Raw genomic sequence first — 12,320 nt, forward strand, 5'->3', positions numbered from 1 at the left:
AACCTCGTTAATGGCGCCATGCGCGGCAAGAAAGCAACGGCAGGAAATCATCTCAACCTTCGTGCAGGATTGACCGCAAGCGCGCCGCCAAATCTGACATGCGGAATGGTTTGTCGATAATCGGAAATTCCCCCACCGCCTGATGTCGTTCCAGCACCTCTCCCGCGTAGCCCGAGGCAAGCAGGACCTTGATGCGCTTGTTCAATCGCCTCGCTTCGCGGGCAACCTCAATGCCGTTAACCCCGTTTGGCATCACGATGTCACTTAGCACAAGATCAAATTCCTCGCTCCGGAGCATGCGAATCGCTTCCGTGCCGTTCCGAGCGCAACGAACCTGATAGCCTGACCTGGTCAGCATCGCCGACGTGAGGTCCAGAAGATCGTCGTTGTCCTCGACAACCAGGATTCGCTCCGAGCCGGCCGGAAACGCTTGGGATTGGGCGTCCTCCGTTTCGACCTCAGGCCTTTGCGTGGCTTTGGGCAAGTAGAGAGCGACGGTGGTCCCCTTTCCCAATGCGCTTTCGATGGCAATGTGACCCCCGGACTGACGGACAAAGCCGTAGACCATGCTAAGGCCGAGCCCACTACCTTTACCGACCTCCTTCGTTGTGAAGAAGGGCTCAAACACCCGGTCCCGCACCTCGGCCGACATTCCAGAACCAATGTCTCTAACCGACAGCCTGACATACGAACCGGGCAAGCAGCCGGGCACTGCTCCTTCGTTCACGACGATATTCCTCATCTCGATGTCGAGCACACCACCATTAGGCATGGCGTCGCGCGCGTTCAGGGCCAGATTGAGGAGAGCGGTCTCCAGCCGTGCCGGGTCGACATGGCATAGCCACAACCCTTCACTGGTCCACACCTTCACCCGGCATGCTTCCCCGACGGCCTTGCGAATGAGTCCCTGGAACTCGGAAACAAGCCGGTTTGCGTTGACCGGCTTTGGATTCAGTACCTGCCGGCGCGAGAAGGCGAGAAGCTGCGCCGTCAGCCTTGCCCCCCGATCAACGGCCCGCCGTGCAGCAGCAGCGAAGCGCTTGGCTTTGCCAAAATCGTCGCCAGCCTCGATGAGTTCGAGGTTAGCGGAGACCACCGTGAGCAGGTTGTTGAAGTCGTGCGCGACGCCACCGGTGAGCTGGCCGACGCTCTCCATCTTCTGGCTCTGATGGAACTGCTCCCTTGCTTCCGACAATTCGTGATCACGGTGCTTGAGCGCATCGGCCATGGCGTTGAATGCCTTGGCGACCCGAGCTATTTCCGAGTTGCCCGGGATGTCCACGCGCCGGCTGAATTCGCCAAGCCGCCATCGGTTTGCAGCGTCGACCAGTTGCGCGAACGGACGCTGGATGAACCGTTGGGCGCCCCACGCCGTTAGAATCAGAACAATCAGGGCGCTCATAACGATGAACAACACGTCGCGCTGCGTGCGATGTTCGATCTTGGCGAAAGTCTGGGTTTTGCTAAGTCCGAAGCTGACAAGAAGATCCTGCCCCACGGCGGCGAAGCCAACAATCCTTCGCGCGTTGTCAATGCCAGCCATGTCCGCCACGGTGCCATTGCCGCGTATCGGATCTCGGTCTGCAGGCGACTTCTTGCCGACAAACAGGTCATTATCGGGATAGCGAGCGAGAATGACGCCGTTGCGGTCCGTGATGGCGAGCGCAGCTCCCGCCGGAACGCCCTTGTTCGCGATGTAGTCAGCGAGCCAATCGAGGCTGAGAGCCGCTACGACGACACCGCCCATGCGGTCCTCATCGTCGTAGAATGGCACCGCAAACTGAAGGACGTTGCGACCGGTCGTTCGGCCGATTGCAAACTCTCCGACTGTAAATTTTCCGGTTTCCACGGCGCGGGCGAAGTAGCCCCGTCCAGCCGCGGTAGACGGCTTGTGCTCTCTGGCTGAGTCGCAGAAGGAGTTGCCATTCATGTCGACTACGATAAACACGATGAACTCCGGGTATCGTCGATTGATCCTGGAAAGATAGGCGTCGCATCCCGCAACGTCTTTCGCCTTTATCGCCGGAAGCTCCGAAAGCGCGATCAAAGCCTGACGAACACCCTGAACGATCTGCTGCTGCTCGGCGGCGGCGAGCCTGGCGAGCCCGAGTACTTCGTCCTGCACTTCAATCTGGCGCATGCGGCGCAGGTCGACTTCGTTGTACGCCTGTATCGCTATAGCTGGCAGCATGGCCGCAGCCACCAGCACGAATAGGCGCGATAAGAGGCTACTGTTTTTTAGCATTGCTCACTCAGGATCCGCTGCACGAGGCCGACCGTACCAGTCCACCGACAAGCGCATTGTCCAAATCGTTCTCGGCGCGGAGATAACACCCATGGCCGTGAAGACAGGCTGGCTCATGCCTACGCCAAGGCATGGCAGGTCGACGAGAAGTGGCGGAAGGTAAGCCAACTGGGGCGCAGGGATAGCATTCAGCCAAAGATGTCAGGAGCCCCGGCAACTAAAGCTTACGTTCGATGCGGCGTCCTTGACCGGCGCCCGACATCGCTGAAGCCTTGTTGGTGGTCGACTGCCCCGTACGGTTGCGCTCGGCACGTCAAGGCACCAATGAGTAACTGTCATTGAACTGGTCTGTGCTGCCAGTCTTTTGCTATCAAACTGAACCGGCGGTATTACAAGGCTGTTTCAGTCCGTCGGCAAACGATTGCAGTTGTAGTCGAACGGCCAAAATTATGGCGCTTGAAAAGCAAAGACAGGCGGTCGAGGCTGGCCCATCGCGGACTTCGGGCGCTATCGGGGCATTGCGGACGTAAAGTTGGATTCCCGCCGTCAGCCGGCGAGCTGCTGACAAATCGCGGCGGGCGGTCCGCCCCACTAGACCGAAAGCATTGATTGGCTTTGAGCGACGACGACATCAAACGTCTAGCGCTGCGCCGGAGTCACCGCGGGATGCGGCTCTTCGGCGTATTTGTGCGCCGCCCAGGACGAGATCACGCCCGGCACGAAGCCGACCAGCCCATAGAGAATGATTTGTAGCGCGCCGCTATCGGACCCATGCGAGGCGTAGGTCAGGACCGCCACGACAAACGCCACCGCACCGATCATCAGCATCCGCACCACCGGCGAAATCCGCCGGACATGCATCAGGATGTCGTCGATCGCGGCGAACATCAGCGCGGGCACGATGCCGATGATGTAGCTGAAAGGCAGCGACTTGGCGAACACCGCGAACAATTTCCCGACCTCGCCGGAGCTGGTCTCTGTCCAGTAGCCGGACTGATAGGTGGTCGTGAGCAGCAGCAGGAAACCACCGATGAACGGGCTGATCGCCGCGAAGATGAGGTAGCGTTTCATGGCGCACCCTTGCGAAACCTGAACCGAGTGTAATTCAGTCGCCCGATCGCGCTATGGGAAATTCGATGGAGGGCACGTTGTTCCATGTGGGTCAGGCGCGCCGAGGCCCCTTACGGGGTTTTCGAGCGAAGCGGATGCCGGCTCGCGTGAAGAGGACGCGTCAAGACAGAAATCTGGAGCTTCGGTTCTGATTCGATCAGAACCGATAATGCACTGGCCGAGGTGGCAAGCCGGGCGACGACGACAGGCGAGCAAGAGGCACGTAAGAACCCTTCACTCCCCCCACGCCGCGAATGCCTCGTTGAACGCGCGCTCGCCGGGTGCGCCCTTTTCGATCGCGATGATGGCCCGGCGCTGGTTGGTGTAGACCAGCGGCATATCAAACCAGGAGCGCTCCTTCAGGAGCTGCAGGTTGCGCGAGCGATCGGCCTCGACGTTGGACAGGCCGACCAGGAAGAAGCCGTCGGTGACCTTGACGGCGAGGCCTGCAAGCGGGGTGCCGCGCGCCTGCTCGTTGGACTTCATCAGAATGCCCGGCACGTTGCCTACGCCGCCATTGGCGAAGTCCGGCGGCAGGATGAAGGTGAGCTCCGCAGTGTGGCTTGCCGGCAGCGAAGAATCTGTATTGCGGCGGAACGACATCGTCATCTTGAACTTGCGATCGGGAATCTCGATGTCGGCTCGAACGGCGATGTCGGCCTTCTGGTTGCCGGAGGCCTTGATGGGTTCGGTGCGCCACACCACCGAGCCGACATATTGCTTGCCCTTGGGATCCGACGGGTCCTCGTCATAGAGCACGACGCGCTGCGCGACCGGCGCGACCTGCTCGCTCGACGGCTGGCCGACCCGGTCGGCGATCTTCGGCTTGGTCGTCGGCGCGGATGCGTCCTTCGGCGCCTCGACCGCGGGCTGGGACTTGAACAGGTTGCTGACGTAGGTAAGGGCCGGCTTCCCCCAGAGGATGCCGGCACCGGCCAGGATCAGCACGACGCCGATCGCGATTGCGCTCTTGAACGGGAACGCCGAGCGGGTGCGGACGCGCTTCTTGGGCTCGAAATCGCCGTCGCCATTGCCGATCCGCGCGCGCTGCGGCTGCGTTGGCGGCACCTGCGGCGCGTAGCCCTCGGCCTCCTCGATCGACTCGTCGTAGGCGTACGGCACCTCGGGATCGGCGCCGCGGTTCTCCATGCTCGGCTCGAGCCGGTCGAATTCCGGCGAAGGCGACGGCACGTTGGCGTAGGTCTTGCGCGCGTTGCGGCTCGCCTGCGCCGCGGCGCGGCCGAGATCGTCGGCGTCGGCGGCGATGTCGCGGAAACCGCGCATGCCCGGCGCCTGCGGCTGAGTCGGCGGCGGGACATTGTCGCCGCCACGGCGCGGCGGGGCGGATCGTTCGCGGGCCGGTGGCAGTTGCGGATCGGGCGCCGGCGCCTGCGGGGCTGGCGGGGCGTCACCGCGCGGATTGCGCGGCGGACGAGGTTCGGCGTCGCGCTGGGGCGCCGGGGGGCGCGGCGGGCGGCCCGCGGCCCCAGCCTCCGGCGGACGGGCATTGGCGCGGCGAAAGGCATCGCCGCCGCGCGTCGCGCCGCCGGAACGGGAGGCCTCGCCGCTCCGGGAGCGTTGGGCGGCTTCGGCCTCGACCTTGCGAACGGCCTCCTCCAGCGACAGCCGTTCGCGGGTGATCTCGGATTCGGACAATGGCGGCTGGACGCTGCGGAGCTGCTGGATCAGCGCGGCCCGCGCCCGCTCATAGAGCGCGCGGCGGCTCTCGCCGGGCGCATTGGGGTCCAATCCGGCGATGGCACGGGCAATGAGCGGGTAGTAGTCAGCCATTTCCACACAATTTGAGCGATATAGGTAATATCCGGTTAAGCCTCGAACGGATTCTGTACCAGGATAGTATCCTCACGTTCTGGGCTGGTGGAAAGCAGAGCGATCGGACAACCCACCAGTTCCTCGACCCGGCGCACATATTTAATGGCCTGGGCTGGCAGATCTGCCCAGGACCGCGCATTGGCGGTCGGCTGTTTCCAGCCCTCGATGGTCTCGTAGATCGGCTCGACCCGCGCCTGTGCACCCTCGCCGGCCGGCAGGTGGTCGATCTCCTTGCCGTCCAGCCGGTAGCCGGTGCAGACCTTGATGGTGTCGAACCCGTCAAGAATATCGAGTTTGGTCAGCGCGAGCCCGGCGATTCCGCAGGTACGGACAGTCTGTCGCACCAACATGGCGTCGAACCAGCCGCAGCGCCGCTTGCGCCCGGTATTGACTCCGAATTCCTTGCCGCGGCGGCCGATCTCCTCGCCGATCGCGTCGTTCAGCTCGGTCGGGAACGGACCCTGGCCGACCCGGGTGGTGTAGGCCTTGCAGATGCCAAGCACGTAGCCGACCGCGCCCGGGCCCAAGCCCGTGCCGGTCGCGGCCTGCGCCGCCACCGTGTTGGACGAGGTGACATAGGGATAGGTGCCATGGTCGACGTCGAGCAGCGCGCCCTGCGCGCCCTCGAACAGGATGCGCTTGCCCTCGCGGCGCTTGAGGTCCAACAGCCGCCACACCGTCTCGGCATAGGGCAGCAGCTCCGACGCCAACGCCGAGAGCTCGGCCAGAATGCCTTTGCCGTCGATCTCCGCGAGATTGAGGCCGCGGCGCAGCGCATTGTGGTGCGCCAGCAGTCGGTCGATCTTGTGCGGCAGCGTATCCAGGTCGGCGAGGTCCATCAGGCGGATGGCGCGGCGGCCGACCTTATCCTCATAGGCGGGGCCAATGCCGCGGCGGGTGGTACCGATCGCCGTGACCGCGTTGGAGGATTCGCGCAACGCATCGAGCTCGCGGTGCAACGGCAGGATCAGTGTCACGTTCTCTGCGATCCGCAGGTTCTCCGGGCCGACAGCGACGCCCTGCCCCCGCAGCTTGGCGATCTCGTCGAGGAAGGCCTGGGGATCGAACACCACGCCATTGCCGATCACGGCGAGCTTGTGAGGACGCAGCACGCCGGAGGGGAGCAGCGCGAGCTTGTAGGTTTCGCCGTTGATCACGAGCGTATGGCCGGCATTGTGGCCGCCTTGGAAGCGCACGACGATGTCGGCCTGTTCCGACAACCAGTCGACGATCTTGCCCTTTCCCTCGTCGCCCCATTGGGCGCCGACGACGACAACGTTGGCCATTTCGAAGATGTTCCCTTCAAGTGTTTTCGAACCATGAACGAGGCAGAAGCGCGTCGTTCCAAAGCCGATCAAACTTTTGTGTCCCCAGCCGAAATCCCGGCCTCAAGTCCGCTCGCACGAACACTTCACCGGATAAAGGAAGCAGGTCGGCTGCGCAAGCAAGAAGGGGGATTGCTCATCCTTTTGAGAGGGCTCCAACCCCTTGATATCCCCTTAAAATCTCTCGCCCCAGGGGGCGCGCGGCAAAGCCTGCGAGGATTTAATGTTGCACGTCGCGGGGTAATCCCCGCGGGGCAATTGATCGTTCCGGCCATTGCGGCGATCATCCGGGGACACGCAACCGGTCCGATCGATGCCGAATTCGACACAAGCGACCATGGCCCTAAGGAAGCTTGGCCTCGCTTTCAGGCTCCACACCTATGTCTACGATTCCAGCGCCCAGAGCATTGGGCGGCAGGCGGCGGAAGCGCTTGGCGTCGAGCCAAACCGGATGCTGAAGACGCTGATGGCCGAGGTCGACGGCAAGCCAGTCTGCGCCGTGGTGCCGTCGGACTGCGAAGTCAGCATGAAGAAGCTCGCTGCCGCGATGGACGGCAAGTCTGCAAGAATGATGCGCCCGGCCGAGGCCGAGCGGCTGACCGGCTACCATGTCGGCGGCATCAGCCCGTTCGGACAGAAGAAGCGCGTCCCAACCGCAATCGACGAGTCGGCGCTCACCCATGCCACCATTTTCGTCAATGGCGGGCAACGCGGACTACAGATCGAGATCGACCCGAACGATGCCGCTCTGGCGGCGGGCGCAAAGATCACGGCGTTGACGGCGTCGAACGGGTAAGCGGGCACCTGTGGATCGAGGGCGCGCAGGCCGCCGTCTCACGGTTGCTTCTGCGCCCACAGCATCGCCTCGACGATCGCCTCGCGCAGCTTCGGCCGCACCTGCTCCGAGCATTCAATGAATGCGAGGATCGAATTGGCGCGCGCGGCGAATCGCTCGCGGCGATCTTCGTCGTCGGTTGGCGCCGGAACTTTCACTTCCATAAGAATTTCACTCTTCGCAAGATCTGCTGGCAATGCGCACGCTTCAATACAAGTGAGAGCAACGTGTCTGGGTTGGAATCGACTGGCCCCTCACCTCCTGATTGTACAGAATAGATTGTTGTCGATCAACTCCGGCGGCCGGTAGCGGCGCATGCAGTGCCCGTCTGACACGCGAGCATGATGCGGAAAAGTGTGCGCGGCTTTTCGAAAAGTGGCCGCTTCGCTCTAAGACGGCATAGCCCGGATTGGAGATCGAGATCGATCGGATGACGCCGGCCTTTGCCGCCAGCGCCGGAATCAAGGCAGCAGCGGCATCAAGACGCCGTGCGCAGTTCCGCATTCGCCTCGACAGCGACGGCTTCCCGTCGCCGAGACAGCGCCTCGAACCCGAGTACCAGTGGTATCATCAACGCCAGCAGCGCGGCACCGCCAAAGAGCGCGGCCGACGGCGTGTTCCACGCGTCCTGCAGCTGTCCCGCGGCGGAGGGCCCGACCGCCATCAGGACGTAGAAGCAGGTGTAGAACACGCCGAAGCCGAGCGAACGGTCACGTGGCTCAAGCACGCGCGCCGGCAGCGACAGGATCGCGCCCGACAACGGGCCGATCGCGATGCCGAAGATGAGGCCGATGATCGGCGGAAGGATGCCGGCGGCGAACAGAGCGAGCGCTAAGGCCGCCACCAGCCCGCAGCCCACGATCGCCGCGACCGGCTTGCCGGAACGATGCACGAGGTAGCCGCCAAGCGGAATCGCGACAATCGTGCACCAGATTGCGAGGCTGGTCAGCGAGGCCGCAGTCGTTGGCGTCAGGCCCCGCACCTGCAAAAGCATCGGGGCATAGCTGAAGAACAGCACACAGGACAGGTTCATTACGCCCCAGATCACACCCGCGACGATGACCGGAAGCAGCACGGCCGGCGGCAGCCGCCCGCGCGATTGCGACGTTCCCGCCGCCTGCGTCTGCGGCGCGCCGCGCGGGACGATAACGAAGGCCGCCAGCACCGCGAGCGCGCAGATCGCGCCCGAGAGCATCACCGCCGGCCAGCCGGCGGACTGCAACAGCCAGCTCTGCACCGGTAACGCCACCATGGCGCCGAACGGCCAGCTCATCTGCAACAGCGACATCGCGAGCACGATCTCGCGACCGTCGAACCAGTCCGTCGTCATCTTTGTGGCAGCCAGGATGAGGATGGTGGCACCGACGCCGCCGATCATGCGCGCGACAAGCGCCGTCGCAAGGCCGTCGGCTTCGCTGAGCGCCGCGCCGGACAGCGCCATCAGGAGGAGGCCGATCACGCCAAGTGTCTTGTCGCTGACGCGCTGGCCGATGAGGCCCGCGGGAAACGCGACGACGACGCCGGGCAACAGATAGGCGCCGAGCAGCACGCCGATCTCGGCGTAGCCGAGCGACAGATCGCCCATCAATGCGCTGGTCGCCGAGCCGATCGACTGAAACTGAAACCCGGTCGCCGCGCGTGCCGCAAACAGCACCGCGAGAATGATCCATCTCAGGTCCGGCATGAGCGGCCTCCCTGGACTGCGGCGTTATCGCGCCGGGCGGTTGCCGGTTCGCGCGACGCCGCAGTGAAACCAGGGTCAGCGTCCGACAGGGCTCTCATCCGACGATGTTCCATTGACGAGGTCGAGGCTGACGCGATTGGAGAATTCGGACAGTTCATCCTCGGAAATATCATGCAGGCTCAAACGCAATTGCATGATGGTAAGATCGAGCAGATGACCGGCGAAGGAGAGGCCCGCGCCGACAAGTATATTGCGCTGCTCGGTCAGTACCGGAATGACGTTGCGCATGCGGCGGGCACTCAACTCATCCATACATGCCCCCTCACCGGCCGTGGCGCCGTCGCGACCAGCCAGCGGCTCGTGGTGGCGACGTCGGCGAACAATTCAACGGCGGACGTGGCGACACCGTGCACGGTGCACGCATCGGCATGCGGGCGCTGGCGGCTTGCCGATGCATCACTCAAAAAAGTCACGTGATGGCCACGATGCGCGGCGTCGATTGCGGTGGCGAGGCATATTTCCTCGGCTCCGAGCCCCCCGATCGCGAAGCTTTCGATCCGCGATACCACGTCGCTGAACAGCGAGTTGCCGTAGCAGGAAGGATGCTGCCGCTCGAAAACCATGTCGGCGCGCTTCGGTTCGAGCCCCTGCAGCCAGGGCGACTGCACCCCTCGCTCGACCAGCCCGAGCGTCTTGCACGGGCGGGTGAAGGCGATCGGGATACCGTTCGCGCGCGCGTGCCGGATCGCGGCACTGCAATTGTCCAGCACGCGCGCGAGGTCCTGCGGATTGTCCTGCGCCAGTTCGTCGCAGCCGCGCGTCTGCAGGTCGACCATCACCAGCAGGCGGCTGGTGGACGCCCCGACGTAGCTGCGCAGGTTGATCACCGAGCTCATTGAGTTGCCGCCTGGCACAGGCCCCTGCCGGCGGAGCGTTCGAGGATGCCGGGCCGGTCCCATTGACCTTCGGGACGGATGATCTTGTAGGGATCATCCTGCAGCGTGATGCTGTGTGGATCCTTCTCGGTCTCGAGTTTCACCTCGACATAGTCGAAGTCGGAGAACACCAGTTCGCGCCCACCCATCATGCGGAAGCCGCGCGATTCCCAGACCTTCAGGAAGCGCCTTTGCGAATGCGCATAGAGCACGCGGTATCCCTTCTTGCGGCAAAGATCGATTGCCGCATCGAGAATGCGGCCTGCGAGCCCGCCGCCGCGTCCCTCATGACGCACTGCGAGCCGCTCGAGCTTTGCGAATTCGGCGAAGTAGCGGATGCGCATGCAGCCAACCGGCTCGCCATTCTTGTGACAGATCAGATGGGTCGCGGAGAAATCGTTGCCGTCGAATTCCTCCTCGAACGGGCAGCGCTGCTCGCCCATGTAGATTGCGCCGCGGATCGCGATCACGCGCGCCATCTCGTCCATCGAGCGCACCACCTGGACCGTCACCGTATCGTTGGGTGCAATTTGCGGAAGGTCGCCGGAACGGTCGAACATCTGCAGCTTCGACGTGAACAGGCCGTCATACTGGGCGCCGGGCTTGAAGCCGAGCGGCTCCAGGACGCGCAGGCCGCCCTTGGTGACCGGGCGCGAGTAGATGTTGACGCCGCGATAGAGCGGCGCGGAGAATTTCTCCAGCACCAGCGGAATTCCCGCCGCGAGCACGCCCTTGGCGTGGATCGCCCAGACATAGATGCCGGCGGGCCGCTCCGACTGCCGCGCGACGTAGCACAGTTCGGGATTTTTGGTGTCGAGCCGGCCGTCGATCAGCCGCCGCGTGCCCTCGTGGGTCAGCGGCAGGACCGCAAGGAAGCCGTCGCCCTTCGGAGAGTTGATGTCAAACCGGTCGCGCCGGGCGATCGCCCAGAACGTATCGGGGTTGTGGTTGGCGACCGTCTGAAACAAACGATTCGCGGTGAGACCTGGAATGTCGACGCGGGCGGCGTCGATCAAGGAGCCGATGCTTTCGGCGTCAACATTGAAGATGACCGTGCGCTTAGCCATTTGCAGCGCGGTCATCCGATCGAGTGAATGCGCGGCAGAACGGCCTTCCATGGTCCTTCCGCCTGCAGTTTTGCGTAGAAGATCGAGGTCGAGCGCAGTCATTTCGTTCGTCTCTCGGTTGTGGAAAAGCCATAGTTCTGCAATGAATAATGAAGGACCAGGGAGGGGAATTTGTATGCACTCAGGTGAGCGCAGGGGTGCGCACAGTGGTGCGCACATCCCGGGCCGGATGGCCAATTGGGATCTGGTGCGGATGTTCCTCGAGGTGGCGCGGATCGGCAGTTTTCGCGCCGCGGCGGAACGACTGAACATGTCGGCCAATTTCCTCAGCAAGCGCATCGCTCTTCTCGAGAGGGCCTACAACACCACCCTGTTGACTCGACATGTCGACGGTATCCGCCTGACGCGTGAAGGCCAACAGGTCCTGGATGCGGCCAAGCGGATGGAGGAAGCCTCATTCGAGCTCGACCGCGCGCTGAACCAGGTGACCCCGGCGCTGAGCGGCGAGGTGCGGCTTGCGGTGACCGAGGGTCTCGGCACGTTCTGGTTGGCACCGCGGCTGGTCGAATTCCAGCGCGTGTATCCCGGCCTCCTGGTCGATCTGAAATGCGAGATGCGTTCGGCCGACCTGCTCCGGCTCGAGGCGGATGTTGCCGTCCAGCTCGAGATGCCGGAGCAACCTGACCTCAAGCGGTTGAAGCTTGGCCGGCTGCACATCATGCCATTCGTGAGCCCGTCCTATGTCGAAGTCTACGGCATGCCGCGGAGCGCCGACGACATCCGGCAGAACCACCGCATCGTCGTGCAGGACGCCGAGCAGACCAAGGGCAGGGAGTGGTACGAAAAACATGCGGGGCGCGAGCAGGTCGGCTTCGTCGCGATGCGCAACAACGTCTCGACCGCGCATCTGTGGTCGATCGCAAAGGGAGCCGGCATCGGCTGGCTGCCGACCTACGTGCCCGCCCTTGGCGATCCGCTGATCCCGCTCGACATCGGCTACAAGTTCGAGCTCGACATCTGGCTCGCCTATCATCCGGACGCGAAGAAGATTCCGCGCGTGCGGCAATTGATCGACTGGATCGTGCAGTCGTTCGACGGACGGAAATTTCCCTGGTTCGGCGACGAGTTCGTGCATCCGAAGGACCTGCAGCGGGCCTACAAGGATGCCGAACCGCTGGTGAACCTGTTTGCGGGCTTCAAGAAGGTGTCGCGTCCGAAAGTGGTTCCGATGTTCCCGAAACAATCGAACGGGGCCAACCGATGACAGGCCAATCCAGCGAAATTGA

Annotated in this window: 11 protein-coding genes; 2 read left to right on the forward strand and 9 right to left on the reverse strand. The window is 63.4% G+C overall.

Annotation, left to right across the window (positions count from 1 at the left end; genetic code table 11):
• Positions 1 to 52: 52 nt before the first annotated feature.
• From JQ553_RS27200 to JQ553_RS27215, 4 genes are all read right to left on the reverse strand, one after another.
• Positions 53 to 2,245 (reverse strand): ATP-binding protein, encoded by a 2,193-nt coding sequence (locus JQ553_RS27200; RefSeq protein WP_212503118.1) that lies wholly within the window; start codon positions 2,243 to 2,245, stop codon positions 53 to 55.
• 639 nt (positions 2,246 to 2,884) lie between these two features.
• Positions 2,885 to 3,316: a DUF5413 family protein gene (locus JQ553_RS27205; RefSeq protein WP_212503119.1), complete on the reverse strand. Its 432-nt coding sequence runs from the start codon at positions 3,314 to 3,316 to the stop codon at positions 2,885 to 2,887.
• Positions 3,317 to 3,589: 273 nt separating this feature from the next.
• Entirely contained in the window at positions 3,590 to 5,146 is a 1,557-nt protein-coding gene (locus JQ553_RS27210) for a hypothetical protein (protein ID WP_212503120.1), read from the reverse strand.
• 35 nt (positions 5,147 to 5,181) lie between these two features.
• Positions 5,182 to 6,474 (reverse strand): adenylosuccinate synthase, encoded by a 1,293-nt coding sequence (locus tag JQ553_RS27215; RefSeq protein ID WP_212503121.1) that lies wholly within the window; start codon positions 6,472 to 6,474, stop codon positions 5,182 to 5,184.
• A 352-nt stretch (positions 6,475 to 6,826) separates the two neighbouring features.
• Between JQ553_RS27215 and ybaK the strand changes: the two genes are divergently transcribed.
• Positions 6,827 to 7,309, forward strand: a complete 483-nt coding sequence (gene ybaK, locus JQ553_RS27220) for a Cys-tRNA(Pro) deacylase (RefSeq protein WP_212503122.1) — start codon at positions 6,827 to 6,829, stop codon at positions 7,307 to 7,309.
• A 38-nt stretch (positions 7,310 to 7,347) separates the two neighbouring features.
• On the opposite strand, the gene JQ553_RS27225 is transcribed toward ybaK, so the two are convergent.
• The 5 genes from JQ553_RS27225 to JQ553_RS34665 all read right to left on the reverse strand — a co-directional run bounded on the left by JQ553_RS27225 (position 7,348) and on the right by JQ553_RS34665 (position 11,136).
• A complete protein-coding gene (locus JQ553_RS27225; protein ID WP_212503123.1) occupies positions 7,348 to 7,512 on the reverse strand; it encodes a hypothetical protein in 165 nt (54 codons plus the stop codon).
• A gap of 314 nt (positions 7,513 to 7,826) precedes the next feature.
• Positions 7,827 to 9,032, reverse strand: coding sequence for a CynX/NimT family MFS transporter (locus JQ553_RS27230; RefSeq protein ID WP_212503124.1), 1,206 nt, complete (start codon positions 9,030 to 9,032; stop codon positions 7,827 to 7,829).
• A gap of 75 nt (positions 9,033 to 9,107) precedes the next feature.
• On the reverse strand, positions 9,108 to 9,344 hold the full coding sequence (locus JQ553_RS27235) for a hypothetical protein (protein WP_212503125.1): 237 nt from the start codon (positions 9,342 to 9,344) through the stop codon (positions 9,108 to 9,110).
• Positions 9,332 to 9,919, reverse strand: a complete 588-nt coding sequence (locus JQ553_RS27240; RefSeq protein ID WP_212503126.1) for a cysteine hydrolase family protein — start codon at positions 9,917 to 9,919, stop codon at positions 9,332 to 9,334. The genes JQ553_RS27235 and JQ553_RS27240 overlap by 13 nt, the downstream gene beginning before the upstream one ends.
• 5 nt (positions 9,920 to 9,924) lie before the next feature.
• On the reverse strand, positions 9,925 to 11,136 hold the full coding sequence (locus JQ553_RS34665) for a GNAT family N-acetyltransferase (RefSeq protein WP_249144613.1): 1,212 nt from the start codon (positions 11,134 to 11,136) through the stop codon (positions 9,925 to 9,927).
• Between the two features lie 73 nt (positions 11,137 to 11,209).
• Between JQ553_RS34665 and JQ553_RS27250 the strand changes: the two genes are divergently transcribed.
• Positions 11,210 to 12,298 carry a LysR family transcriptional regulator gene (locus JQ553_RS27250; protein ID WP_212503127.1) on the forward strand — a complete coding sequence of 363 codons (1,089 nt, stop codon included), beginning with the start codon at positions 11,210 to 11,212 and terminating at the stop codon, positions 12,296 to 12,298.
• Positions 12,299 to 12,320 lie beyond the last annotated feature (22 nt).

This window comes from Bradyrhizobium lablabi, from assembly GCF_018131005.1.
Lineage (GTDB): Bacteria > Pseudomonadota > Alphaproteobacteria > Rhizobiales > Xanthobacteraceae > Bradyrhizobium > Bradyrhizobium lablabi_D.